The sequence below is a fragment of the Halostella litorea genome, from assembly GCF_004785955.1.
Taxonomy (GTDB): Archaea; Halobacteriota; Halobacteria; order Halobacteriales; family Natronoarchaeaceae; genus Halostella; species Halostella litorea.
Genome location: NZ_SJER01000004.1, coordinates 190,250 through 214,152, shown reverse-complemented (window position 1 = coordinate 214,152; position 23,903 = coordinate 190,250). Strand labels below are relative to the sequence as shown.

The 23,903-nt window shown below is 69.1% G+C and carries 24 protein-coding genes; 19 read left to right on the top strand and 5 right to left on the bottom strand.

What is annotated here, in order from left to right:
* Positions 1 to 55: 55 nt before the first annotated feature.
* From EYW40_RS13945 to EYW40_RS13905, 9 genes are all read left to right on the top strand, one after another.
* Positions 56 to 1,129 (top strand): 2,5-dihydroxypyridine 5,6-dioxygenase NicX family protein, encoded by a 1,074-nt coding sequence (locus EYW40_RS13945; protein WP_161973219.1) that lies wholly within the window; start codon positions 56 to 58, stop codon positions 1,127 to 1,129.
* Between the two features lie 6 nt (positions 1,130 to 1,135).
* On the top strand, positions 1,136 to 1,537 hold the full coding sequence (locus tag EYW40_RS13940) for a hypothetical protein (RefSeq protein ID WP_135822262.1): 402 nt from the start codon (positions 1,136 to 1,138) through the stop codon (positions 1,535 to 1,537).
* Position 1,538: 1 nt separating this feature from the next.
* Complete coding sequence (locus tag EYW40_RS13935; RefSeq protein WP_135822261.1) at positions 1,539 to 2,546, top strand: ABC transporter ATP-binding protein; 1,008 nt, start codon at positions 1,539 to 1,541, stop codon at positions 2,544 to 2,546.
* On the top strand, positions 2,536 to 3,636 hold the full coding sequence (locus tag EYW40_RS13930; protein WP_135822260.1) for an oligopeptide/dipeptide ABC transporter ATP-binding protein: 1,101 nt from the start codon (positions 2,536 to 2,538) through the stop codon (positions 3,634 to 3,636). The genes EYW40_RS13935 and EYW40_RS13930 overlap by 11 nt, the downstream gene beginning before the upstream one ends.
* Positions 3,633 to 5,627 (top strand): VWA domain-containing protein, encoded by a 1,995-nt coding sequence (locus tag EYW40_RS13925; RefSeq protein WP_202614545.1) that lies wholly within the window; start codon positions 3,633 to 3,635, stop codon positions 5,625 to 5,627. The genes EYW40_RS13930 and EYW40_RS13925 overlap by 4 nt, the downstream gene beginning before the upstream one ends.
* Positions 5,628 to 5,657: 30 nt before the next feature.
* On the top strand, positions 5,658 to 6,734 hold the full coding sequence (locus EYW40_RS13920; protein ID WP_135822259.1) for a magnesium chelatase ATPase subunit I: 1,077 nt from the start codon (positions 5,658 to 5,660) through the stop codon (positions 6,732 to 6,734).
* Positions 6,735 to 6,830: 96 nt separating this feature from the next.
* Positions 6,831 to 8,477, top strand: a complete 1,647-nt coding sequence (locus tag EYW40_RS13915) for an ABC transporter substrate-binding protein (RefSeq protein ID WP_135822258.1) — start codon at positions 6,831 to 6,833, stop codon at positions 8,475 to 8,477.
* Between the two features lie 23 nt (positions 8,478 to 8,500).
* Entirely contained in the window at positions 8,501 to 9,487 is a 987-nt protein-coding gene (locus EYW40_RS13910; protein ID WP_135822257.1) for an ABC transporter permease, read from the top strand.
* A complete protein-coding gene (locus EYW40_RS13905) occupies positions 9,484 to 10,389 on the top strand; it encodes an ABC transporter permease (protein ID WP_135822256.1) in 906 nt (301 codons plus the stop codon). The genes EYW40_RS13910 and EYW40_RS13905 overlap by 4 nt, the downstream gene beginning before the upstream one ends.
* 346 nt (positions 10,390 to 10,735) lie before the next feature.
* On the opposite strand, the gene EYW40_RS13900 is transcribed toward EYW40_RS13905, so the two are convergent.
* The 3 genes from EYW40_RS13900 to EYW40_RS13890 all read right to left on the bottom strand — a co-directional run bounded on the left by EYW40_RS13900 (position 10,736) and on the right by EYW40_RS13890 (position 14,138).
* On the bottom strand, positions 10,736 to 12,370 hold the full coding sequence (locus tag EYW40_RS13900; protein WP_202614544.1) for an acetate--CoA ligase: 1,635 nt from the start codon (positions 12,368 to 12,370) through the stop codon (positions 10,736 to 10,738).
* 111 nt (positions 12,371 to 12,481) lie between these two features.
* The gene (locus tag EYW40_RS13895) at positions 12,482 to 13,252 is read right to left on the bottom strand and encodes a CoA-transferase subunit beta (RefSeq protein WP_135822254.1); all 771 of its coding nucleotides are present in this window, start codon (positions 13,250 to 13,252) and stop codon (positions 12,482 to 12,484) included.
* Complete coding sequence (locus tag EYW40_RS13890) at positions 13,242 to 14,138, bottom strand: CoA transferase subunit A (RefSeq protein WP_135822253.1); 897 nt, start codon at positions 14,136 to 14,138, stop codon at positions 13,242 to 13,244. The genes EYW40_RS13895 and EYW40_RS13890 overlap by 11 nt, the downstream gene beginning before the upstream one ends.
* 114 nt (positions 14,139 to 14,252) lie before the next feature.
* On the opposite strand from EYW40_RS13890, the gene EYW40_RS13885 reads away from it, so the two are divergent.
* From EYW40_RS13885 to EYW40_RS13840, 10 genes are all read left to right on the top strand, one after another.
* The gene (locus tag EYW40_RS13885) at positions 14,253 to 15,515 is read left to right on the top strand and encodes an ABC transporter substrate-binding protein (protein WP_135822252.1); all 1,263 of its coding nucleotides are present in this window, start codon (positions 14,253 to 14,255) and stop codon (positions 15,513 to 15,515) included.
* A 39-nt stretch (positions 15,516 to 15,554) separates the two neighbouring features.
* A complete protein-coding gene (locus EYW40_RS13880) occupies positions 15,555 to 16,430 on the top strand; it encodes a branched-chain amino acid ABC transporter permease (RefSeq protein ID WP_135822251.1) in 876 nt (291 codons plus the stop codon).
* On the top strand, positions 16,431 to 17,516 hold the full coding sequence (locus EYW40_RS13875; protein WP_135822250.1) for a branched-chain amino acid ABC transporter permease: 1,086 nt from the start codon (positions 16,431 to 16,433) through the stop codon (positions 17,514 to 17,516).
* Between the two features lie 61 nt (positions 17,517 to 17,577).
* Entirely contained in the window at positions 17,578 to 18,330 is a 753-nt protein-coding gene (locus tag EYW40_RS13870; protein WP_135822249.1) for an ABC transporter ATP-binding protein, read from the top strand.
* A gap of 1 nt (position 18,331) precedes the next feature.
* On the top strand, positions 18,332 to 19,039 hold the full coding sequence (locus EYW40_RS13865) for an ABC transporter ATP-binding protein (protein ID WP_135822248.1): 708 nt from the start codon (positions 18,332 to 18,334) through the stop codon (positions 19,037 to 19,039).
* Positions 19,040 to 19,107: 68 nt separating this feature from the next.
* On the top strand, positions 19,108 to 19,581 hold the full coding sequence (locus EYW40_RS13860; protein ID WP_135822417.1) for a gamma carbonic anhydrase family protein: 474 nt from the start codon (positions 19,108 to 19,110) through the stop codon (positions 19,579 to 19,581).
* The gene (locus EYW40_RS13855; RefSeq protein WP_135822247.1) at positions 19,578 to 20,393 is read left to right on the top strand and encodes an enoyl-CoA hydratase/isomerase family protein; all 816 of its coding nucleotides are present in this window, start codon (positions 19,578 to 19,580) and stop codon (positions 20,391 to 20,393) included. Before EYW40_RS13860 ends, EYW40_RS13855 begins: the two co-directional genes overlap by 4 nt.
* On the top strand, positions 20,386 to 21,171 hold the full coding sequence (locus tag EYW40_RS13850) for an enoyl-CoA hydratase/isomerase family protein (protein WP_135822246.1): 786 nt from the start codon (positions 20,386 to 20,388) through the stop codon (positions 21,169 to 21,171). The genes EYW40_RS13855 and EYW40_RS13850 overlap by 8 nt, the downstream gene beginning before the upstream one ends.
* Before the next feature lie 75 nt (positions 21,172 to 21,246).
* On the top strand, positions 21,247 to 21,690 hold the full coding sequence (locus EYW40_RS13845; RefSeq protein WP_202614542.1) for a MaoC family dehydratase: 444 nt from the start codon (positions 21,247 to 21,249) through the stop codon (positions 21,688 to 21,690).
* 43 nt (positions 21,691 to 21,733) lie between these two features.
* Complete coding sequence (locus tag EYW40_RS13840; protein ID WP_135822245.1) at positions 21,734 to 22,198, top strand: MaoC family dehydratase; 465 nt, start codon at positions 21,734 to 21,736, stop codon at positions 22,196 to 22,198.
* Between the two features lies 1 nt (position 22,199).
* On the opposite strand, the gene EYW40_RS13835 is transcribed toward EYW40_RS13840, so the two are convergent.
* Together EYW40_RS13835 and EYW40_RS13830 are read right to left on the bottom strand one after the other, a co-directional pair.
* On the bottom strand, positions 22,200 to 23,015 hold the full coding sequence (locus tag EYW40_RS13835) for an enoyl-CoA hydratase/isomerase family protein (protein ID WP_135822244.1): 816 nt from the start codon (positions 23,013 to 23,015) through the stop codon (positions 22,200 to 22,202).
* Entirely contained in the window at positions 23,012 to 23,899 is an 888-nt protein-coding gene (locus EYW40_RS13830) for a 3-hydroxyacyl-CoA dehydrogenase family protein (RefSeq protein WP_135822243.1), read from the bottom strand. Before EYW40_RS13830 ends, EYW40_RS13835 begins: the two co-directional genes overlap by 4 nt.
* Positions 23,900 to 23,903 lie beyond the last annotated feature (4 nt).

The window sequence follows — 23,903 nt, the reverse complement described above, 5'->3', positions numbered from 1 at the left end:
CCGCGACCGATCTGTGGGAAACGTTTAATACAGATACTCCATTCTATCAGTTCGCATGAGAGCGACTGACAGAGCACTAGGCATTAGAAACTACGTTGCCAACTGGGCGGAGGTCTCGGAGGGCGAGGAAGTCGTCGTCGTCGCCGACTCCTACGCCGACGAGGACGTGGTGAACGAGGTCGCCGCCGAGGCCCGATCGCAGGGGGCAAACGTCGTCGTCACCTGGATCGACTTCAACCCGATCCAGGCCCAGGGCGGCGGGCCGATCATCGACGAGGCGCTCAAATCCGCCGACAAGATGCTGCGGATGACCTTCGCGACCAGCCACGACCGCGGGACACAGAAGGCGATCATGGAACACGGGCTGGAGATGTACAGCGTCGCCAACCCGCATGACCCCGAGTTCTTCGCACAGGAGGCCGCGGCCTACCCCGTCGACCTCGTACTGGAGATAGAGAAGAAGGCCCTAGAGATCACGCGGGGCGGCTCGGAGATACGCGTCACCTGCGACAAGGGCACCGACGTCACCGCCACGTACAACCCGGAGGACTGGGGCGGCGACTTCGGGACGGTCCCCGCCGACGAGAAACGACCCGGCACCTACCCCGCGACGTTCCCGGGCGCTATCGCCGGCGTCCTCCCGCCGCAGGAGACGAACGGCGTGGTCTACTACGACGCGTTCAGCGGCGTCGGCGTCGGCGACGAGCCGATCAAGCTGACGTTCGAGGACAACTACTGCACGAACATCGAGGGCGGGCGCGCGGCCGACGAACTCAGCGACATCGTCGAGGGCGTCCCGAACGTCGGCTTCTGCGAGGAGTTCATGTTCGGGCTCCACCCGAAGGTCCGCGACGCGCCGCTGGACCAGAAGCCGATCCCGAACGAGGCCGAGCGCCGGTACGGCAACATCCACATCGCCATCGGCAACATGCGCTGTTTCAGCATGTACCCCTTCGAGGAGACCGGCGGCACGGAGCTCCACCTCGACGGTTTCGTGCTGGACCCGACGATCGAAATCGACGGCGAACCGGTCGTCGCCGACGGGAAGCTCACCTTCCTCGACGACCCGGACATCCGCGAAGTCGCCGCCGAGCACGGCGACCCCGACAAACTGCTCAAACAGAAGTGAGACCCCATGAGTGACATCACGACGGAACTCGTCAGCTTCCTCGAGGCGCTGGCGAACGACGACGAGGGCATCGAGACGCTCGAACAACAGCTCGCCGACCGCCGGTTCGTGTTCGACCTGTCCGACGCGGAGCCGTTCGTTCTGGACGCGTCGCCCGACGGCATCGAGTGCGAGCGCGGCCGGATCGAATCGCCCGACCTCGTCAACGAGGTCACCCGCGTCGAGGGCGACGTCGAGTCGCTCCACCGGATCATGCGCGGCGAGGTGTCGCCCCTGCAGGCGCTGAACGACGGCGACATCTTCATGTCGAGCATGATGGCCGCCAGGTGCTACAACTACGGGCTCCTGCGCGCGTTCCGCCGCGGCGCGGAGATCAACACCCCGGCCACGTTCGATTGGGAAACGTAGCATGTCGCTGCTCTCCGTCCGCGACCTGGAGGTTCGCTACGAGGTCGGCGACGGCTACGTCCACGCCGTCGACGGCGTCTCGTTCGACGTCGACCCGGAGAGCCTCGTGGGGGTGCTCGGCGAGTCCGGCTGCGGCAAGTCGACGCTCTCGAAGGCCATCGTCGGGGGGCTGGACGACAACGCTGTCGTCCACTCCGGCGAGATCAGGTTCGACGGGCAGGACCTGACGTCCCTCCCCGAAAAGCGGATGCGCGAGATCCGCTGGGAGCAGATCGCCTACATCCCACAGAGCGCGATGGGGAGCCTGGATCCGGTGTACACGATCCAGGACCAGCTCGTCGAGACGATCCGCGCCCACCGGGACATGTCGAAGGCCGACTGCGTGGAGCGGGCCGAGGAGGTGCTCGACCTCGTGGGGATCAGCGCCTCGCGGCTGCGGAGCTACCCCCACCAGCTCTCCGGCGGGATGCGCCAGCGCGTCCTGCTGGCGATGGCGCTCATCCTCGAGCCCGAACTCATCATCGCCGACGAGCCGACCACCGGCCTCGACGTGTTGCTCCGGGACAAGATCCTCAACGACATCGAGACCTACCGCGACGAGTTCGGGGTCTCGGCGCTGTTCGTCTCCCACGACATCGCCGACCTCGTGGAGACTTCGGAGTACCTGATCGAGATGTACGGCGGCAAGATCACCGAGCAGGGCCCGAGCAAGGAGCTGTTCGACGAGCCCGTCCACCCCTACACCATCGGGCTGAAGAACTCGCTGCCGGACCTGCACTCGTCGACCGACGAGATGATCGCGATGAAGATGCAACCGCCGAACCTGCTGCACCCGCCGGACGGGTGCCGGTTCATCAACAAGTGTCCGTACGCGGTCGAGGAGTGCGAAACCGCCCATCCCGAGTTCCGGGAGGAGCGGCCGGGCATCCACTCCGCGTGTTATCGGGCCGGGGAGGCGGACCGCATGCGGGCGGAGGCAACGGAGGTGAGCTGGTCCGATGTCGGGTGAGCCGCTGGTCGACATCCGCGGCCTGAAGAAGTACTACGCCGCGGAGTCAGGGTTCCTCCGCCGCCTGCTGGGCCAGGAGGAGCAGGTGAAGGCCGTCGACGACCTGGACCTCTCGATCGACCCGGGCGAGACGCTCGGGGTCATCGGCGAGAGCGGGTCTGGCAAGTCGACGCTCATCGAGACGACGCTCCGGCTGGAGGACCCCACCGAGGGGGAGATCGTGTTCGACGGCGAGGACATCTGCGAGTACTCCAACAAGGAGTTGCGGGCGTTCCGCGAGCGGGCCCAGATCATCTTTCAGGACCCCTACGAGACGCTCAACCCACGCAAGACGGTGTTCCAGGCGGTCGCGGAGCCGCTCAAGAACTTCCGGGACATGATCCACGAGGAGCTTGAGGCGAAGGTCGAGGCGACGCTGAACGACGTTGGGCTCAACCCCGCCGGGGACTACATGGAGCTGTTCCCGGACCAGCTGAGCGGGGGCGAGCGCCAGCGCGTCTGCATCGCCCGCGCCATCGTGCTGGACCCGGACCTGCTGGTGGCCGACGAGCCGCTGTCGATGCTCGACGTCTCCCTGCAGTCCGGGATCCTCCGCCTGCTCGACAGGCTGCAGGACGAACACGGCTTCGCGATGTTCTACGTCACCCACAACCTCTCGGTGGTGAAGCTGGTGGCCGACCGCATCGCCGTGATGTACCTCGGGAAGGTGGTCGAGCAGGGGCCCGCCCAGCGGATCGTCGGCGACCCGAAACACCCCTACACCCGGGCGCTCGTGGCCAGCCTGCCGACGCTTTCCGGCGACCGGGAGCGGGTGCTCCTGCCGACCCCCGAGGACGACGACGACCGGGACATCCAGGGCTGTCAGTTCCACCCGCGATGTCCCGACGCGATGCCGGAGTGCTCGGAGGCGGTGCCCGCGCTGACCGACGAGGGCACGGACCGCAAGGTCGCCTGCTACCTCCATCACGACGTGACCGAGGACGAAGCGGCGGCGTCGTCGGCCGGCCGCGACGGCGCGGCGTCCGACGACGCCCCGGAGCCCGAACAGCGGACCGAGGAACCGCCGCCGTCCGAGACGGGGCCGCAGTGAGCGCGCCGATGCGCGGCCCGTTCCCGTTCACGGCGCTGGTCAACCAGTCGGCGATGAAGCGGGCGCTGGTGCTGAACGCGGTCGACCCGTCTATCGGTGGCGTGCTGGTCCGCGGCGAGCGCGGCACCGCGAAGTCGACGGCGGTCCGCGCGCTCGCGGACGTGCTCCCCGACCACGAGGCCGTCGCGGACTGTCCGTACGGCTGCCCGCCGGACGACCCGCGGCGGATGTGCGACGACTGCCGTCGCCGCCGTCGCGCGGGCGAGTCGCTGCCGACGGAGCGGCGGCCGATGCGGGTGGTCGACCTGCCGCTGGACGCGACCGAGGACCGCCTCGTCGGCACGCTCGACGTCGAACGCGCGCTGGCCGACGGCGAGGCGCGGTTCGAACCGGGCGTGCTGGCGGCGGCCAACCGGAACGTGCTGTACGTCGACGAGGTGAACCTGCTCGACGACCACCTCGTGGACTCGCTGCTCGACGCGGCGGCGATGGGCGAGAACGTCGTCGAACGCGAGGGCGTCTCCCACCGCCACCCCGCCGAGTTCGTCCTCGTCGGCACGATGAACCCCGAGGAGGGGGAACTGCGACCGCAGTTGCTCGACCGGTTCGGGCTGGTCGTGGACGTGGCGGGCATCGACGACGTGGACGAGCGCGTCGAGATAAGCGAGCGGCGGGCGGCGTTCGACGCGGACCCCGCCGGGTTCCGCGACGACTACGCCGACGACCAGCGCGCGCTGACCCGCGACATCGCGGACGCCCGTGCCCGACTCGACGACGTGACGCTGCCGGCGGACGCGGCGGCGGCCGTCTCCGAACACGCCGTCGACGCGCGGGTGCCGGGGCTGCGCGGCGACATCGCAGTCCGGCGGACGGCCGCCGCCGCCGCGGCGCTCGACGGGGCGGGCGAGGTCACCGACCGCCACCTCGCCGAGGCGCGCCGCCTCGCGCTTGCCCACCGCCGGCCGGCGGCCGAACGCGACGCCGGGAGCGACCGCGAGGCGGTCCGCCTCCCCGACGACGTGGAACCGGGCGACCCCGCGGACACGGCCGACAGCGCCGACGCGGACTCCGACGGCCGCGTCCCGGTCAACGGCGGCCGGAACGACCTCATCGCTGACGTCGGTTCGACCTACCCGATCGACCGAACCGCCCTCGACCCCGCGAAGGACCGGACCCGCCGGGAGGAGTACGGCCGCCGGATCCCCTCGAAGATACGGGGCCGGAGCGGGCGGTACGTCGGCTCCCGTCGCCGGGACGACCCGGACGACGTGGCCGTCGACGCCACCCTGCGGGCCGCGGCGCGCCGGCAGGGGCGGCGACGCGGGTCCGACGCCGGGGACGGGATCGACGTCCGCCCCGCGGACGTGCGGGAGAAACTCCGCGAGCGGACGGCGGAGGGGCTGCTCGTGCTGGTCGTCGACGCCAGCGGGAGCGTGATGAACGGCTCGCGGATGCGCGAGACCAAACGCGCCGTGCTGTCGCTGATCGAGGACGCCTACCGGACGCGGGACCGCGTCGCCGTCGTCGCGTTCCGGGGGAAGGACGCCCGGGTCGTCGTGGAACCGACGCGCGACGTCGGCCGCGCCCGGCGGCAGGTGTCTGAGCTCCGCGTCGGCGGCAACACGCCGCTGTGTCACGGGCTCGCGACCGCCTACGAACTCGTCGAGCGGGAGCGCCGGCGCGACCCGGACGTGTACCCGCTGGTCGTCACCTTCAGCGACGGGAAGGCGAACGTCCCCTACGAGGACGGGGCCGACCCCGAGCGGGAGGCGCTCCGGGTCGCGGCCGCGCTCGCCGCGGCCGACGTCGAGACGGCGTACGTCGACACCGGCCACGGGCTGAACGACTCGACGTTCTCCCTGTGGTCCGAGGAGAAGGCGCTCGCGGCCAAGCGCGAGGAGTACGAGTGGAACCGCACGCTCGCCGACGCGATGGACGCGCAGTACGTACCGTTGATCGACCTGCCGGACGGGGACTACGTCGCCCCGTGACGCACCGTCCGGCCACCGAACCACCACACCATGACCGACACCGACACCGAGCAACGGAGTACCGACCCGACGACCTTCCCGTTCACGGCGCTGGTCAACCAGACGGAGATGAAGCGCGCGCTGGTGCTGAACGCGGTCGACCCGTCGATCGGCGGCGTGTTGATCCGCGGCGAGCGCGGCACCGCGAAGTCGACGGCCGTCCGCGCGCTCGCGGACGTGCTTCCCGACCAGGAGGCCGTGGCGGACTGTCCGTACGGCTGCCCGCCGGACGACCCACAGCGCATGTGCGAGGACTGCCGGGAGCGCGCCTCGGACGGCGACCCCCCGACGGAGACGCGGCCGATGCGGGTGGTCGACCTGCCGCTGGACGCGACCGAGGACCGCCTCACCGGGACGCTCGACATCGAGCGGGCGCTCGGCGACGGCGAGGCGCGGTTCGAACCGGGCGTGCTGGCGGCGGCCAACCGGAACGTGCTGTACGTCGACGAGGTGAACCTGCTCGACGACCACCTCGTCGACGCCCTGCTGGACGCCGCCGCGATGGGCGAGAACGTCGTCGAACGGGAGGGCGTCTCCCACCGCCACCCCGCCGAGTTCGTCCTCGTCGGCACGATGAACCCCGAGGAGGGGTCGCTGCGGCCGCAACTGCTCGACCGGTTCGGGCTGGTCGTGGACGTGGCGGGCATCGACGACGTGGAGGAGCGCGTCGAGATAAGCGAGCGACGGGCGGCGTTCGACGCCGACCCAGCGGCGTTCCGCGCGGCGTACGAGGACGACCAGCGCGCGCTGACCCGCGACATCGTCGACGCCCGCGCCCGACTGGGCGACGTGACGATCCCGGACCACGTCGCCCGCGCCATAGCGGCGACGAACGTGCGCCTCGACGTCGACGGGCACCGCGGGGACGACACGCTCCGGCGCGCTGCCGCGGCGCTCGCGGCCGTCCGCGGCGAATCGACCGTGACGGCCTCGGTGCTGCGGGACGTCGCGGGGATCGCGCTGGACCACCGGACCGAGCAGTTGCCGTTCGAGGAGGACGCCGTCGACGTCGACGAGGCGCTGTCGGCGGCGCTGGCCGAGCACGCGCCGCAGGGGGCCGAACACTGACATGATCGGGAAGTACGACCACCGAAAGCTATATGGTATGTTACGAATGATTGTGTACGAAGCGTCGTATGCGAGACAATCGCATACCGATCACCAATGACAGACGAAACCAACTCGCGGTACGGCAGGGAGGAACAGGCGCTGAACCGGCGAACGATGCTGAAAGGCGGCGTTGCGGCGACCGCGGCCCTGATGGCCGGCTGTAACAGCGGCGGCGGCGCCGACGGCGAGCAGGTCGGCACCCAGCAGATCCGCGTCGGCGAGCTGTCGAACTTCGTCGACGTGGCGCGGGAGACGGCGAACCAGTGGAGCGAGATCGGCGTGGAGTTCGAACTCGACACGACCACGTGGAACACGTTCGTCGGCGAGGCCTACACGAACCAGCCCGAGAACGTGAGCCACACGCCGTGGGGGTCGTCGCCCGACCGCGTCGACCCGGACTACTTCCTCTCGACGTACACCTCCGACTCGGCGGTGAACATCGCGGGGTACGAAAACGAGGAGTACGACGACCTGTTCAGCCAGCAGCGGGCCGCGTACGACCAGGAGGAGCGGGCGGAGATCATCGGGCAGATGCAGGAGATCCTCCGGGAGGACCTCCCCGAACTCATCTACGTCTGGCCGAAGGCGACGCTGCCGATCAACACGGGGCAGTTCGACATCCAGCCCACGGAGTTCATCGGGGCGCGGACGACGGGGACGATGACCGTCCTCAGCGCCGAACCGGTCGGGGACACGGACACGCTGGTCGTCGGCGCACAGCAGGAGATTGCCATCCCGAACCCGCTGGCCCCCGACTCGAACGACCTCCAGTACCTGCTCAAACTGGCGTACGACACGCCGAGCCGCGTGGGGCTGGACGGCGACCCGGTCAACTGGGCCGTCGAGAACTACGAGCAGATAGACGACACGACGATCGACATGACCCTCAGGGAGGGGATGACGTTCCACGACGGCGAGCCCGTCACCGCGGAGGACCTGGAGTTCACCTTCAACTTCCTGATGGAGTACTCCTTCCCCAAGTACGACCCGTTCCTGAGCGACGTGGAGGACGCCACCATGCAGACCGACCGGACGGTCCGCGTGTCCCTCGCCCAGCCGAACGTGGCGTTCCTGAACAGCGCGATGACGTTCATGAACATCCTCCCGATGCACATCTGGGAGAGCGTCCCCGACCAGGTCGACACGCCGGTCAACTGGGACGCCGACGTCGACGAACTGGTCGGGAGCGGCCCGCTGCAGATCACCGAGATCACCGACTCGGAGATCCGGTACGAGGCCTACGACGACCACTGGGAGACGCCTGCCTACGACGAGTTCATCTTCGTCAACCGGGCGAGCATGGAGGCGATCCGCGCGGACTTCGAGGAGCAGAACATCCACATGACCACGTCGTCGCCGCCGCCGTCCGTGACGGACGCGCTCGCGGAGAACGACTACATCTCCAAGTCCAGCGCGGCGAGCGTGCTCCAGATGAAGATGAGCTTCAACCTGGGGACCGCCCCGTTCGACGACCGCGCGTTCCGGCACGCGCTCATGCAGGCGACCGACCCGGACCGGATCATCCAGATCTTCTACAACGGCGAGGCCGACGTCGGCGACGGTACGCTGGTTCACCCCCAGTCCTCGTTCGCCGCCGACCTCCAGAACGTCGAGCGCGACATCGAGGGCGCGAAGCAGACGCTCCGGGATGCGGGCTACGAGTACGACAACAACGACAACCTGTACTACCCCGAGGAGTGACCCGCGGGATGGAACACTAACCCATGTCGAACTCGCTTTCCGAATTCCTGGTCCGCCGGCTCGTCAGCTTCGTCTTCATGCTGTTTTTCCTGCTGACGGCGATCTTCGTCCTGTTCCGGGTGATGCCCGGCGACCCGACGGCGATGCTCGTCAGCGGGCGGCTCACCGAGGAGTCGCGGCAGGCGATGCTGGAGAACTTCGGGCTGAACAAGCCGCTCCACGAGCAGTACGTCGTCTTCATCCGAAACGCGTTGCAGGGCGACTTCGGCATCTCGTTTTTCTACCGGGAGCCGGTCGCCGACGTGATCTTCCCGGCCCTCGTCAACACGCTCATGATCATGCTGCCGGCGCTGGCGCTGGTCATGGTCATCGCGTACTTCTGGGGGTCGGTCGTCGGCTGGAACAAGGGGACGAAACTCGACCGCTGGGGGACGTACATCCCGGTCTCGCTCCGGGCGATCCCCCACTTCATCCTCGGGCTGGCCCTCCTGATCGTGTTCTCGTACAACCTCGGGTGGCTCCCGACCGGCGGGATGGGGCCGATCGGGGGAGCCGACCAGTCGGTCACCGAGCGGCTCACGTCGCCGACGTTCTACAAGTACGCGGCGCTGCCGTTTACCACCGCGTTGCTCCACTACATCGCCGACCCGATGATGCTGATGCGGAACAACATCATCGGCGAGCGCGAGAAGGACTACGTCGAGTTGCACCGGCTGAAGGGGCTCCACCCTCGGCAGGTCCGCCGCCGGGCGGCTCGGAACAGCATGCTGCCGCTGCTGACGTGGCTGACGCCGATGATCGGCGTCGCCTTCGGCGGGCAGATCCTGATCGAGGTGGTGTTCTCCTGGCCGGGCATCGGCCGTGAACTGGTGCTCGCGGCACAGCGACAGGACATGCCCGTCGCGCAGGCCGCCTTCTTCATGGTGGCCGTGATCGTGTTGCTGACGAACCTCGTCGTCGACCTGGCGTACGGCTACTTCGACCCGCGGATCAGCTACGGGAAAACATGATCAACGTCAAGAAGTACTCCGATTCGGCGTCGCGCGCCCGACGCATAGCCTGGGACTTCTTCCACCCGGTGTTCGAGGACCGCTGGGGGAAGTTCGCGATCACGGTGCTCGGGGTGTACGTGCTCATCGGGATCGTGGGCCCGTACCTCCCGATACCGGGGCCGTTCGAGTACCTGCAGACCTCGTCCGGCCAGTACGCCCAACTGGAGCCGCCGAGCGCCGAGTTCCCGCTCGGCACGACGTACCTCGGGTACGGGGTGTTGAGCCAGACGATCCACTCGTTCCGGACCTCGCTGACCGTCGGCGTGCTGTCCGCGGTGCTGGTCGTCACTATCGGCGTCAACATCGGGCTCGTCTCGGGCTACTACGGCGGGAAGGTCGACACCGTCCTGATGGGCCTGACCGACATGGCGTACGGCCTGCCGTTCTACCCGATGGCGATCATCCTGATCGCCATCTTCGGGTCCGGGCTGTACACCATCGCCGCCGTGATCGCCTTGCTGTTCTGGCGGTCGGTCGCCCGGGTCACGCGGTCTGAGGCCCTGTCGCTCCGCGAGCGAGAGTTCGTCAAGAGCGCGAAGGCGGCGGGGTCGTCGGACGTGAAGATAATGTACTACCACCTGCTCCCGAACCTCGTGCCCCTCATCCTGATCTACTTCGTGTTCGCGATCACGTGGGGGATCCTGCTCGAGGCGAGTCTGAGCTTCATCGGCCTCGGCGACCCCGACACGGTGAGCTGGGGCCTGATGCTCCACGAGGTGTTCGGGTCGGGCGAACTGACCCGCGCCTGGTGGTGGGTGGTCGTCCCGAGTTTCACCCTCTGGCTGTTCATCTGGAGCCTCTACGTGGTGGCGCGCACCCTGGAGGACAACGCCACGGTGTCCGCGAAGGGGGGTGCGTGACCCCCCGGGACGGCACGCAGCGTCTGTCCTTCGTCCCGGCCGCCGCCGCCGACTGTGAGTGTCCTCCCACAGTCTCCATCGAGCAGATCTATCAGCAACGATCGTCGTATACGCTCTCCGAATACGATACCGAATACGCTCTCAAATAACACGGACTAAGGGCGTGTTAACACGGCCGTCCACCGGGGCCGCGTCCAGGGTCGTCGTGCCGAGCGCGGCGACGGCGCGCCCGTGGTCCCGCCTCTCGGGGGACGTATACGGTGTGTGTATACACACCATACGGCGGCGGACGAACCCGGATCCAGCGGCTACCGGGGTCGTCGGTCGGAAAAGGTACGAGGGGCCGTTAGGACTGCTCCTGTTCGCGCAGTTCGGTGCGGCGGATCTTCCCCGTCTCGGTCCGCGGCAGTTCGTCGACGAACTCCACCTCGCGGGGGTACTTGTACGGCGCGAGCGTGTTCTTGACGTGGTTCTGGATCTCCTCGACCAGTTCGTCGTCGCCGGTTGCCCCGTCCGCCAGCACGACGAAGGCCTTCACGATCTCGCCGCGCTCCTCGTGGGGGCTGCCGATGACCGCGACCTCCGAGGCTGCCTCGTGTTCCTGCACGACGGCCTCGACCTCCGGGCCGGGGATGTTGTATCCGCTGGAGATGATGAGGTCGTCCGCGCGGGACTTGTACTCCAGTCGGCCGTCCTCGCGCTGGACGAAGATGTCGCCGGGGTACGACCAGCCGTCCCGGCAGGCGTCCTCCTGTTTCTCGGGGCGGTCCCAGTACTCGATGCCGGTCGGCCCGCGGACCGCGAGCAGTCCGGCCTCGCCCCGGTCACACTCCTCGCCCGTGTCGGGGTCGACGATCTTGCACTCGTACCCCGGCACCGGGAACCCGGTCGCCGTCGGGTCGATCTCCTCGTCGTGGCGGTGGCTGACGAAGATGTGGAGCATCTCCGTCGTCCCGATCCCGTCGAGCAGTTCGACGCCGTACTCCTCCTTGAACGACTCGAACGTCGTCGGCGTCAGCGGCTCGCCGGCGCTCACGCCGGCCCGGAGCGAGGAGACGTCGTACTGCTCGGGGCCGTCGGGGAACTCCGAGAGCATCTGGTTGAACGCCGTCGGGATCGAACAGAGGACCGTGATGCCGTGCTCGTCGACGGCCTCCAGCAGGTCGCCCGGGCCGGCGTCCTGCGCGAGGCTCGTGCTCGCGCCGAACCGGAGCGGGAACGTGACCAGGTCGCCGTAGCCGTACGCGAACGGGAGCGGCGGGTTGCCGCCGAACACATCGTCCACGGACGGTTCGAGGCAGTAGCGGGCGTACGTGTCGGCGCTGGCGAGGATCTGGCGGTGCGTGTGGACCGCGCCCTTCGGGCGGCCGGTCGTCCCGCTGGTGTACAGCATCAGCGCGAGGTCGTCGCGCTCGGTGTCCGCGGCGTCGAGTTCGGGGCTGGCCGCGTCCATCACGTCGTCGTAGCTGTGGTGGTCGTGGTCGACGCCGGTGCGCTCGGCGACGACGACGTTCTCGACGGTATCCAGGTCGGGCAGCGCCTCGTTTACCTCGTCGAGCAGGTCGTCGTACACCACGACCGCCGTCGCCTCGGCGTTGTTGATGATGTAGCGGAGCTCCTTCGCCCGCAGGAGCTTCATCGACGGGAGCGCGACGGCGCCTATCTTCTGGACCGCGAGGCAGGTGACGAGCGGCTCCGGCCTGTTGGGGAACCGCACCACCACTCTGTCGCCCTCCTCGACGCCGACGTCCCGGAGGGCGTTGCCCATCCGGTTGACTCGCTCCTGCAGTTCGGCGTAGGTGATCTCCTCGTCCTCGAAGTAGACGGCGACGTTGTCGCCCCGCCCCTCGCGGACGTGCCTGTCGACCAGTTGTTCGGCGGCGTTTATCTCCCTCGGGTAGTGGGCCTCGGGTACCGCGTGGATGTAGTCCGGCGCGGCCGATTCGTCCGGCAGGTACTCGGTGGGAACGTTCGTCTGCATCCTCGACTGTTTCATCATAGTTTTAAAAGAAATACCTAACGGTTACTATCCCGATCGATCGTCGGAAAGATAGGGGGCCGGTCGCGGGCGACGGCGGACGCCCGCCGCGGCTCAGGTCCAGAAGCCGTCGGGGTCGAACGTCCGGATCAGGTCGAGTTCCTCGGCCGTCGGCTCCGCCGTCGTCGCGACCTCGCCCTCGCCGACGTCGGGCGCGGTGTTTACGTCCCACGGGAAGTCCCCGAGCACCTCGTCGGCGTCGACGCCGGGGTGGAGGCTCCGCAGGTACAGTTCGCCGTCCGCGAAGCCGAACGTCGCCTTGGAGGTGACCAGGGCGTCCGGTCCGCCCCCCGGCGCGGGGTGGTTCTTGCGGCCGCGCCCGTCGGCGGCGTGGCCCGGGCTGGTGACGTAGTTGACCTCCTCGACGAACCGGCGCGGCTCGTGGGGCATCAACAGGACGGTCCGCCCGGCCATGCAGGCGATGTCGCAGGCCCCGCCGCTCCCCGGGAGCCGTATCTCGCGGTCGCCGGCGGCCACCCGCGTCGTGTTGAGGTTGCCGTAGCGGTCGACCTCCGCGCCGCCGAGGAAGCCGACGTCGACGTCGCCGCGCTGGAGGCGGCTCATGATGTCTATCATCCCCGTCGTCGAGACGGCGCGGTTGAGGTTCGGCAGGTCGCACATCGTGTGGATGAACCCGTCGGCGGGGCTGTCCCGGACGACGCCGCTTTCGTAGACGGCCATCGAGTTCGGCGCGTGCGTGCTGACCGCCACCTGGAAGGCGATGAGCGGCAGGCGCATCCCGACGAACGCCGTGTCGCCGTCGTCGATCTCCGCGGCGGCCGCCGTCACCATCAGCTCCCGCGGCGTGTACTCCTCACTGGCCATAGCGCACCTCCGCGGCGACGGTCGGCTCGGTGACAGAGAGGTCGGCGTCCACCTTCCCCATGTACTCCTCGCGGTCGTCGACGCCGTACACCCACTCGTCGGCCCACTCTTCGTAGCCCGCCTGCGTGTCGGTCCGGTCGTGGTAGTCGAGGAAGTACTCGTTGTCGCGGTTGTAGTGGCCGGTCACCGGCGAGGGGTGTGCCCCGAACGGGCACTCGACGACGGCCGCCACCTGCTCGCGGGTGATCGCGGTCCGGCTCGGGTCGCTCGTTATGGTCTCGCTGTCCACGACCTCCTCGGCGGTGACGAGCACGTTCTCCGCCGCCCCGACGGCCGGGTCGACGATGCCGGTGTTGCCCCACAGGTGCACGTCGCCGGCGGGGCTGGCGCGCTGGGCGTGGACGACCGCCCAGTCCGGCTCGATGGCGGGGACCTGCGCGACCTCGTCGCCGGTGAACGGGTCCTCGCCGCGCCGGAACAGGTCGCTCTCCGCGAACACGTCGCTCCCCAGCAGCGACTTCGTGGGGAGGTACGGCACGCCGAGCGCGCCGGCCTTCAGCGCGAGCGCGATGCTGAAGTTGGAGTGGTTCTCGACCGCTATCTCGTCGCTCTCGACGGCCTCGCGGAACCGGTAGCCCGTCCCGGCGCTGACGTTGCCGACCCACGCCGCGCGGATCCGCGACACGGCGTCGGCCCCGACGAGCTGGTCGAAAAGCAGGTCGCTTATCGGCCCGACGAGGGTGAGGTCGTCGGTCCCCTGTCTGATCAACTCGTGGCCGACGGCGAAGGGGATCGCGTGTTCGAGCGCGAGCCCCGCGGCGACGGAACTGCCCGGCGATATCCGCGACACCGCCTCCCGGAGCGTCGCTGGCGGATCTGCTGTCATGCGATTCTACGTCTACGATCGTGTCATATAAACCTACCCGCTCGACCGGCCCCCAAAAGGGCGGGTCCCTACATGGTCGAAAATTATAAATAGCGAATCGACTACGGACTGAGTATGTCTCCCAATAGCGAGACTGGCGCGAACAAGCAGGGACAGGGTCGGCGAACGCGGTTCTCAGGGTCGTCGCGACGTCGCTTCCTCGTCGGCGGGGCGACGGCGGGTGCGACCGCACTCGGCGGCTGTCTGGGCGGCCTCACCGGCAGCGACGACGGCGACGACACGGTGACCGTCGGCTACGTGCTCCCCTTCTCGGGCACGTACTCGCTGCTCGGCGAGAGCATCGTCAACGGGTTCGAGATGTACGTCGAGCAGAACGACGGCCAGATCGGCGGCCGCGAGGTCGAGTACGTCCAGCGGGACACGGAGGCAAACACCGACCGCGGCGTCTCCATCACCCGCGAGATGCTGATCGATGCGGGGGCCGACGTGCTCGTCGGGCCGGTGTCCAGCGCCGTCGCCATCGCCATGATGCAGACCGTCCAGAACGAGGGCAGCGCCATCTGGCTGAACGCCAACGCCGGCGACTACCGCGTCGTCCAGGAGGGCTGTCTGAAGTACCACTTCCGGACCTCCTTCAACGACTGGCAGACCAGCGCCCCGCTCGCGCCGTGGGTGTACGACAACGTCGCGGACAACGCCGTGCTCGCCTACGCCGACTACGCCTTCGGGCAGAACTCCAAGAACTTCTTCCGCGAGGCGTTCGAGGAGGCCGGCGGCGAGGTCGTCGGCGAGGTCGGCGTCCCGCTGGGCTCGGACGACTACTCCCCCTACCTCGGCGAGATCGAGGACAGCGGCGCGGACGCTGTGTTCTCCTTCTTCGCCGGGGCCGACGCGGTCAACTACATCACCCAGTTCAGCGAGTTCGGCCTCGACGAGCAGATGACCCAGACCGGGAGCGGCTTCCTCCTCTCGGAGGACACCCTCCCGGCGCAGGGCGAGGCGGCGCTTGGCAAGTACTCGCTGCTCCACTACACGCCGTCCAAGCAGACCGACCGGAACCAGACGTTCGTCGAGAACTACCAGGGCGAACACGACACCCGGCCGAACGTGTACGCCTGCCAGGGGTACGACTCGGCGCAGGCCATCGACGCGGCGGTCGCGGACGTCGACGGCACCGACCCGGACGACCTCGCCGACTCCCTCAGCGGGATGGAGATCGACAGCCCGCGGGGCTCGTTCCAGTTCCACCCCGAGACGAACGACCCGATCCAGGACATGGACGTCCGCCAGGTCGTCGAGACCGACGACGGGGTCGACAACGAGGTCGTCACGACGCTCGACCGGCCCGAGATCCCCACCTGGGGCTGCAGCCTGTGAGATGACTCGCGGAACAACCTACCCTTCCACCGATCCACCATGGTAGACGTCACGACCGTGCTCCGGGCGACGCTGCTCGGACTCCAGCTAGGCATGACGCTGGCGCTCGTCGCCGCGGGGCTCACCCTCATCTTCGGCATGCTCGACGTGATCAACTTCGCCCACGGCGCGCTGTACATGCTCGGCGCGTACTTCGGCGTCGTCGTGGTGTCCGAACTGGGGAGCTTCTGGGCCGCGCTGGTTATCGCGCCGCTGCTCGTCGCCGCCGTCGGCGCGGCGATCGAGATACTGTCGCTCCGCCCGCTGTACGGGCGCAACCCGCTCTATCACATCCTGCTCACGTTCGGGCTGGCGATCATGATAGAGGGGATCGTCGTCGAGGTGTGGGGCGGCCAGTCCTACCGGATCCCGGCCCCCGACGCGCTGTCCGGGACGCTCTCGCTCGGTTCGCTGAGCTACCCGGTGTACTGGATGTTCGTCCTCGCGGTCAGCACGGCGCTGATCGGGGCGATCTGGCTGGTCATCTCGCAAAGCGACGTCGGGATCCTCATCCGGGCCAGCGCCCACGACACCGAGATGGTCGACGCGCTCGGCGTCGACGTGTCGAAGGTGTTCACCGGCGTCGTCGTGTTCGGGGCCGCGCTCGCGGGCGTCGCCGGCGTCCTGCTCGGCGCGTCCCGCTCGGTGAACCCCGGGATGGGCTTCGGCGTCATCATCCAGGCGTTCGTCATCGTCGTGATCGGCGGCCTCGGGAGCTTCAAGGGGGCCGTCTACGGCGCGTTGCTGATCGGCCTGATGACGGCCTACGGCGCGCTGATCGCGCCGTCGCTGACCGACCTGTTCATCTTCGCGCTGATGGCGGTGGTACTGATCGTGAAACCGAGCGGCCTGTTCGGCGCAACGGAGGCGGCGTAGATGCGCGAACTCTTCGCCCGCTTCGGTCGCTCCGAGCGGTCGGCCGGCAACCAGATCCTCACCACCGGCGGGCGCTACGCGCTCGTCGCCATCGTCGGGTTGCTGGCGCTGCTCGGGCCGGTCGCGGCGATACTCGAACCGTTCTGGCTGTTCGTCCTCGTGCAGATACTGGTGTTTGCCCTGCTGGCGCTCAGCCTCGACTTCGTCTTCGGCTACGCAGGCCTGCTGTCGTTCGGCCACGCCGCGATGTTCGGCGCGGGCGGCTACGCGGCGGCGATACTGGTCGCCGAGGTGACGCCGAACGCACTGGTCGTCCTGCCGCTGGCGATGCTGACCGGCGTCGTCGTCGCGGCGGTGATCGGCTGGTTCAGCGTCCGCGCTCGGGGCATCTACTTCGCCATGCTCACGCTGGCGTTCGCCCAGATGTTCTACGTGATCGCCTTCGCCGACGTGCCGGCGATGGTCGCCGGCGCGGAGTCGGTCACCGGCGGCGACAACGGCATTTACGGCGTGGCGCTGTACGAACTGTTCGGGATCGTCGACTTCTCGGACCGCATCAACTACTACTTCATGGCGCTGGCGCTGGTCACGCTGTCGCTCGTCGCGCTCGTCCGCCTCGCCAACTCCCCCTTCGGCCGCGCGCTTCAGGGGATCCGCGAGAACGAGGAGCGCATGGCGTTCGTCGGCTACGACGTCCAGCGCTACAAGGTGGTCGGCTTCGCCATCAGCGGCGGCTTCGCCGGGCTGGCCGGCGGGCTGTACGTCCCGTTCCAGAGCCTCGCCCATCCCCAGTTGCTCCACTGGACGGTCAGCGGGGAACTCGTCGTCATGCTGCTGCTCGGCGGCATGGGGACGCTGTGGGGACCGATGCTCGGCGCGACGGCCGTCATCCTCATGGAGGAGATGCTGGCTGGCGTCGCCGCCTGGGAGATCATCCTCGGCGGGGTGTTCGTCGTGGTCGTCATCTTCGCCCCGCGGGGCCTCGCCGGGGTCGTCGTCTCCCTGAAGAACGACCCGCGGAACGCGCTGAAAAACGCCAAGGACGCGCTCCTGACGTACGTCAGGAAGGTGCGGGGGGAACGATGAGCGGCCCCCGCCCTGCGGCCGCGCGCCGACCGGCCCGCACGCCGAACGGAGGTGGTCGCCCGTGAGCGACGCGCTCCTGCGCACCGACCAGGTGACCAAGAAGTTCGGCCCGCTCACCGCCGTCGACGACGTGTCGCTGTCGGTGCCGGCCGGCGACATCACGTCGATCATCGGGCCGAACGGGGCCGGCAAGACGACGCTGTTCAACCTCTTTACCGGCAAGCACGCGCCGACGGACGGACACATCGAGTTCCGCGGGGAGCGCATCGACGGCGCGGAGCCCCACGAACTCGTCTCCCGCGGGATCGTCCGGTCGTTCCAGATCACGAACTTCTTCGACGACCTGACCGCGCTGGAGAACGTCCGGCTCGCCACGCAGGCCCGCTACAGCGGGTTCGGGGTCTCGGACTTCGTCCGGCACTACAACACCCTCGACGATGCGATGGACGACGCGGAGGCCGTGCTGGAGCGCATCGGCCTCGGGCACGTCGCCGACCGGACGGCGGCGAACCTCTCGTACGGGCAGCGCCGCCACCTGGAGATCGGGATCGCGGTCGCCGCCGACCCCGACCTCCTGCTGATGGACGAGCCGACCGCCGGGATGAGCCCGGAGGAGACCGTCGAGACCGTCGAACTGATAGAGCGGATCGCCGAGGACACCACTATCGTCCTCATCGAACACGACATGGAGATCGTCATGGACATATCCGACCACGTCGCGGTGATGAACGGCGGCGAACTGCTCGCGTGGGGGCCGCCCGCGGAGATACGGGAGGACGAACGCGTCCAGAAAGCGTACCTCGGAGGTGGGTGAGATGGCCGACGAACTGCTGTCGGTGGACGGCATCGACACCCACTACGGCGAGAGCCACGTGCTGTTCGACGTCTCGCTGTCGGTCGGCCGCGGCGAGATCGTCGCCCTGGTCGGCCGAAACGGGGCCGGCAAGACGACGACGCTGCGAAGCATCATGTGCCTGACGCCGGTCACGTCCGGCGAGATCACGAAGGACGGCGAGCCGATCCACGGGCTCGAACCCCACGACGTCCGCCGGCGCGGCGTCTCGTGGGTGCCCGAGGAGCGGCGCGTGTTCGGCGACCTGACCGTCGAGGAGAACCTGCGGCTCGCCGCCCACTCCGGCGGCGACGGCGGGTTCGAGGACGTGTACGAGCGGTTCCCCCGCCTCGACGAGCGCCGGGACCAGAAGGCCGGCACGATGAGCGGCGGCGAACAGCAGATGCTCGCCATCGCGCGGGGGCTGCTCGGCCCCGAGACGGACCTGCTCCTGCTCGACGAGCCGAGCGAGGGGCTGGCACCCCAGATCGTCGACGACGTGGCCGACACGATCCGGGAACTCAACGAGGACGGCGTCACGATCCTCCTGGTCGAGCAGAACGCCGAGATGGCGCTCGGGTTGGCCGACCGAGCGTACGTCCTCGAGACCGGCGAGGTCGTCCACGAGTCCCCCGCCGGCGAACTGCTGGGCGACCGGGAGGCGATGGAGAACTACCTGGGGGTGAAGTGACCGTGCCCCCGCTGCGGCCGTTCGAGGGCGACCGGCCCGCCGTGGCCGACTCGGCGTTCGTCTCCGAGATGGCGTACCTCGTCGGCGACGTGACCGTCGCCGAACGGGCGAGCGTCTGGCCGTTCGTCTGCGTCCGCGGCGACTACGGTCCCGTCAGCGTCGGCAGCGAGACGAACGTCCAGGACTTCACGATGCTCCACGAGGCGACGCTCGGCTCCGGCGTGACCGTCGGCCACAACGTCGTGGTCGACCGCGCCACCGTCGGCGACGACACGCTGATCGGCATGTCGAGTACGATCCTGCCGGAGGCCTCCGTCGGCGACGACTGCATCGTCGCGGCGGGCACCGTCGTCCGCGAGGGTCAGGAGATACCGGACGGCCACATGGCGTACGGGTCGCCGCCGGAGACCAAGCCCATCGGCGAGGACCGGAAAGAGCAGATCCGGTGGTACTGCGAGGAGTACCTTCGGCTCTCGGAGCGGTACCGGGAGGCCGAGGCACCCCTCGGGCGCGCCGACGTGGGGGGTGGGGCGGAGCGATGACCCGCACCGAGCGCGTCCACGAGGGCGTCCGCCTGGAGTTCGTCGCGGACGGCGACGTGGCCCGCCTCGTGATGGAGCGGGGCGACGCGCCGCTGAACGTGTTCACGCCGCCGCAGGTCGAGGCGATGGCCGAGGCCGTCGAGGCGCTGGCCGGCGACGTGGGGTCGCTCGTCCTCTACGGCGAACCGGAGTTCTCCGCCGGCGCGGACCTGCGGTCGGTCGAGTCCGCGCCCGAGGAGATGCGCGCGGCGAAGGTCGACACCATCGCCGCCGCGTCGAACCGGTTCATCCGGACGCTCCGCCGCTTTCCCGCGCCCGTCATCGCGGCGGTGTCCGGCGTCGCGGCGGGCGGCGGCCTCGGCTTCACGCTCGCCTGCGACCTCGTCGTGCTCCACCGCGACGCGGTGTTGAACACCGGCTACGCCCGCGTCGGGCTGACCCCGGACAACGCCACGCCGTTCTTCCTCGCCCAGACGGTCGGCCCGTACCGCGCTCGCGAACTGCTGTTCGACCCGGAGCCGATCCCCGCCGAGGAGGCCGTCGACCTGGGCCTCGCCAACCGGCGGGTCGACCGCCCAGACGACGAGTTCCTCGACGCCGCGACGGAGTGGGCGGCGAAGCTCGCGGACGGCCCGACGACGGTGTACGAGGAGACGAAGGCACTGATCGACTCGACGTACGCCGGGCGGCTGGACGAGCACCTGGAGGAAGAACGGGACACGATCAAACGGGTCAGCGACTCCGCCGTCTTCGCCGAGGGGCTGGAGGCGTTCATGACCGACCGCGACCCGGAGTGGGGGCAGGATGGCTGAGTACGCGTTCGACACGCTCGACGTGACCGTCGACGACGGCGTCGCCACGGTCCGGCTGGCGAACCCGCCGGTCAACGCGATCAGTCAGGACGTGCGTGCCGACCTGTCGGACGCCGTCGCGGTGTTCGACGAGGACGATGTCCGCGTCGGGATCGTCGCGGGCGGCGACGACGTCTTCTCGGTCGGCGCGGACGTCGGCCTGTTCGAGACGGCCCGCGACTGGACGACAGCGGAGTTCCGGACGAACTCGCGCGTGCTCGGCCGGGCGTTCGAGCGCATCGAGACGACCGAGACGCCGGTGCTGGCGGCCATCGACGGCACCTGCGTCGGCGGCGGCCTCGAACTCGCGCTGGCCTGCGACGTGCGGATCGCCGCGCCGGACGCGACGCTTGGCTTCCCCGAGCACAACATCGGCCTCATCCCGGGGCTGGGCGGCTGTTCGCGGTTCGTCCACCTCGTCGGCCCGGGGCGGGCCAAGGACATGATCTTCAGCGGCGACCTCGTCGACGGCGAGCGCGCCCGCGAGATCGGGCTGGTCGAGCGCGTCGCCGACGACCCGGACGCGGCCGCCCGGGAGTACGCCGCCGACCTGCTCGACGGGCCGCCACAGGCCATCGGGCTGGCGAAACGGGTGGTCAACGAGGCCCGCGACTCCGACCTGCGGACCGCCGGGCTGCTGGAGTCGCTCGCCCAGAGCACGCTGCTTTCGACGGCGGACCACGACGAGGGCGTCGACGCGTTCCGCGAGGACCGCGACCCCGAGTTCACCGGCGAGTGACGGCCGGGGGCGTTGTCCGCCCCTTCCCGCGCCGTTCCGATCGATTTTATGCCGACTGCCTTCGACTGGCGACGCATGTCCCTGATCCACTTCGACGACGTCGAGGAAGGCACGGTGCGCGAACTGGGGAGCTACGAGGTGCCCCGCGAGGAGATGGTCGCGTTCGCGGAGCGCTACGACCCCCAGCCGATCCACGTCGACCCCGATGTGGCCCGCGACTCCATCTTCGGCGGCCTGATCGCCTCGGGCTGGTACACCGCCAGCGTCTGCATGCGGCTGTTCGCCGACGGCTTCCTCTGCGAGGCGGCGAGCATGGGCGCGATCGGCGTCGACGAACTGCGCTGGGAGACGCCGGTGCGGCCGGGCGACGTCCTCACCGTCGAAAACGAGATCATGGAGACCACCGCCTCCGGGAGCCGCGACGACCGCGGCTACGTCCGCAATCAGACGCGGGCGCACAACGGCGACGGCGACGAGGTGCTCCGGTGGACCGGCATCAACATCATCGCCCGGGAGTGACGCGAGCGAAACGGTGAAGGCTCGGGGGTGAGAGCCCCCCGACATGAGCGACGACGCGACCGTCTACTTCGAGGACGTGGAACCGGGCACCGTCACTGACTGCGGCACGACGACCGTCACCGAGGCGGAGATCCGAGAGTTCGCCGCGGAATTCGACCCGCTCCCGTTCCACACGGACCCGGAGGCCGCCGCCGAGAGCCGCTTCGACGGCCTCATCGCCAGCGGCTACCACACCCTCTCGCTGTCGGTCCGCCTGCTGGTCGACGCCGTCCGGAGCCAGCGGGCCGTCGTGGGCGGCCTCGGCATCGACGACGTGCGCTGGCACGCGCCGGTGCGGCCGGGCGACGAACTCGCGGTGGAAAACGAGATACTCGACACGCGCCCCTCCGAGAGCGACCCGACGAGCGGCGTCGTCCACGAGTCGATCACCGTAACGAACGGCGACGGCGAGACGGTGTTGACCCTGGAGAACTACGAACTGGTGGCCCGGCGGGACGGGCCGGACTGACTCACTTCCCCTGCCACTCCGGCTCGCGGTCCTCGAAGAACGCGTCGATCCCCTCGTTTTTGTCCTCAGTGGCGAACAGCTGGGCGAACAGTTCGGCCTCGTACTCGATGCCGTCCTCGATGTCCATCTCGGCGCTGGCCCCCACGGCCTCCTTGGCGAACTCCAGGGCGACGGGGCTCTTGGCGGCCATCGACGCCGCGAGGTCGTAGACGGCGTCGTCGAGGTCTTCGTGGGGGTGGACCTCCTCGACGAGGCCGATGTCGCGTGCCTCCTCGGCGTCGATCAGTTCGCCCGAGAGGACCAGCCGCATCGCCTGCCCCGTGCCGACGAGCCGGGGGAGCCGCTGGGTGCCGCCGCCGCCGGGGATGATCCCGAGGTTGATCTCGGGCTGGCCGAGCTTCGCCTTCTCCGAGGCGATCCGCACGTCGCAGGCCTGCGCGAGTTCGCAGCCGCCGCCCAGCGCGTGGCCGTTGATCCGGCCGATGACGGGCTTGGGGAGGTTCGCCACGCGCTCGTACACGCGGGGCCGCTTGCTCGCCTCCCGCTGCTCGATGGCGTCGCGCTCGCGCAGTTCGGTCACGTCCGCGCCGGCGACGAACGCGCCGCCCTCGTCGCTGCCGGTCAGGACGACCACGCGGACCGCGTCGTCGTCCTCGACGGCGTCCAGCACGGCCGTGAGGTCGCTCCGCAGTTCGGCGTCGAGCGCGTTCCTGGCGTCGGGCCGCGACAGCGTCACGGTCGCGACGCCGTCGACGCGCTCGCCGACCGTCGCCGACACCGTGTCGCAGTCGGCCGCCGCGTCCTCGGTGGCGGTCACTGCCCGTCACCCCAGTCGCCGCTGACGCCGACGATCTCGCCGTCCTCCCAGACGTAGAACCCCTCGCCGGTCTTCTTCCCGAGCTTCCCGGCCCGGACCTTCTGTTTCAGTAGCTGCGGCGGGCGGAACCGCTCGCCAAGCTCCTCGCGGAGGTACTCAAGGATGTCGAGGCGCACGTCCAGCCCGACCACGTCGCCCAATTCTATCGGCCCCATCGGGTGGTTGTAGCCGAGTTCCATCGCCGCGTCGATGTCCCGCGGGCCGGCGACGCCCTCCTCCAGCATCCGGACCGCCTCGACGCCGAGCGCGACGCCGAGCCGCGAGGAGGCGAAGCCGGCGGAGTCCCGCACTGTCACCGGCTCCTTGTCGATCGCCTCGACGAACTCGGTGGCGGTTTCGAGCGTCGCCTCGTCGGTCCCCTCGGCGACGACGATCTCGACCAACCCCATGATGTGGACCGGGTTGAAGAAGTGGAGGCCGATCGCCCGCCCGGGGTCGTCGAGGACGCTCGCGATCTCAGTCACCGACAGCGACGAGGTGTTCGTGGCGAGCACCGCGTCGGCCGGCGCGGCGGCGGCCACGTCCTCGAACGTTCCCTGCTTCAGGTCCATGTCCTCGGGCACCGCCTCGACGACGAACTCCGCGTCGCCGACGGCGTCCTCCAGCGACGTGGTCGTCCCGATCCGGTCGAGCGCGGCGGCCTTCTCGTCGGCCGTTAGCTTTTCCCGCTCGACCCCGCCCTGCAGGTTCGATTCGATCGACGCCACCCCGTCTTCGAGGATCGACTCGTCGATGTCCCGGATCGTCACGTCGTAGCCCGCCGTCGCGGCGACCTGTGCGATCCCGTGGCCCATCGTTCCGGCTCCGAGTACGGTAACGCGCATCGAT

What these genes read in the sequence shown, in the direction of transcription:
- EYW40_RS13890 (WP_135822253.1), bottom strand. Translation starts at nt 14,138, where the DNA reads ATGACAGCAGATCCGCCAGCGACGCTCCGGGAGGCGGTGTCGCGGATA.
- EYW40_RS13880 (WP_135822251.1), top strand. Translation starts at nt 15,555, where the DNA reads ATGGTAGACGTCACGACCGTGCTCCGGGCGACGCTGCTCGGACTCCAG.
- EYW40_RS13935 (WP_135822261.1), top strand. Translation starts at nt 1,539, where the DNA reads ATGTCGCTGCTCTCCGTCCGCGACCTGGAGGTTCGCTACGAGGTCGGC.
- EYW40_RS13920 (WP_135822259.1), top strand. Translation starts at nt 5,658, where the DNA reads ATGACCGACACCGACACCGAGCAACGGAGTACCGACCCGACGACCTTC.
- EYW40_RS13900 (WP_202614544.1), bottom strand. Translation starts at nt 12,370, where the DNA reads ATGCAGACGAACGTTCCCACCGAGTACCTGCCGGACGAATCGGCCGCG.
- EYW40_RS13875 (WP_135822250.1), top strand. Translation starts at nt 16,431, where the DNA reads ATGCGCGAACTCTTCGCCCGCTTCGGTCGCTCCGAGCGGTCGGCCGGC.
- EYW40_RS13895 (WP_135822254.1), bottom strand. Translation starts at nt 13,252, where the DNA reads ATGGCCAGTGAGGAGTACACGCCGCGGGAGCTGATGGTGACGGCGGCC.
- EYW40_RS13850 (WP_135822246.1), top strand. Translation starts at nt 20,386, where the DNA reads ATGGCTGAGTACGCGTTCGACACGCTCGACGTGACCGTCGACGACGGC.
- EYW40_RS13905 (WP_135822256.1), top strand. Translation starts at nt 9,484, where the DNA reads ATGATCAACGTCAAGAAGTACTCCGATTCGGCGTCGCGCGCCCGACGC.
- EYW40_RS13945 (WP_161973219.1), top strand. Translation starts at nt 56, where the DNA reads ATGAGAGCGACTGACAGAGCACTAGGCATTAGAAACTACGTTGCCAAC.
- EYW40_RS13915 (WP_135822258.1), top strand. Translation starts at nt 6,831, where the DNA reads ATGACAGACGAAACCAACTCGCGGTACGGCAGGGAGGAACAGGCGCTG.
- EYW40_RS13830 (WP_135822243.1), bottom strand. Translation starts at nt 23,899, where the DNA reads ATGCGCGTTACCGTACTCGGAGCCGGAACGATGGGCCACGGGATCGCA.
- EYW40_RS13865 (WP_135822248.1), top strand. Translation starts at nt 18,332, where the DNA reads ATGGCCGACGAACTGCTGTCGGTGGACGGCATCGACACCCACTACGGC.
- EYW40_RS13910 (WP_135822257.1), top strand. Translation starts at nt 8,501, where the DNA reads ATGTCGAACTCGCTTTCCGAATTCCTGGTCCGCCGGCTCGTCAGCTTC.
- EYW40_RS13930 (WP_135822260.1), top strand. Translation starts at nt 2,536, where the DNA reads ATGTCGGGTGAGCCGCTGGTCGACATCCGCGGCCTGAAGAAGTACTAC.
- EYW40_RS13855 (WP_135822247.1), top strand. Translation starts at nt 19,578, where the DNA reads ATGACCCGCACCGAGCGCGTCCACGAGGGCGTCCGCCTGGAGTTCGTC.
- EYW40_RS13860 (WP_135822417.1), top strand. Translation starts at nt 19,108, where the DNA reads ATGGCGTACCTCGTCGGCGACGTGACCGTCGCCGAACGGGCGAGCGTC.
- EYW40_RS13940 (WP_135822262.1), top strand. Translation starts at nt 1,136, where the DNA reads ATGAGTGACATCACGACGGAACTCGTCAGCTTCCTCGAGGCGCTGGCG.
- EYW40_RS13885 (WP_135822252.1), top strand. Translation starts at nt 14,253, where the DNA reads ATGTCTCCCAATAGCGAGACTGGCGCGAACAAGCAGGGACAGGGTCGG.
- EYW40_RS13840 (WP_135822245.1), top strand. Translation starts at nt 21,734, where the DNA reads ATGAGCGACGACGCGACCGTCTACTTCGAGGACGTGGAACCGGGCACC.
- EYW40_RS13845 (WP_202614542.1), top strand. Translation starts at nt 21,247, where the DNA reads ATGTCCCTGATCCACTTCGACGACGTCGAGGAAGGCACGGTGCGCGAA.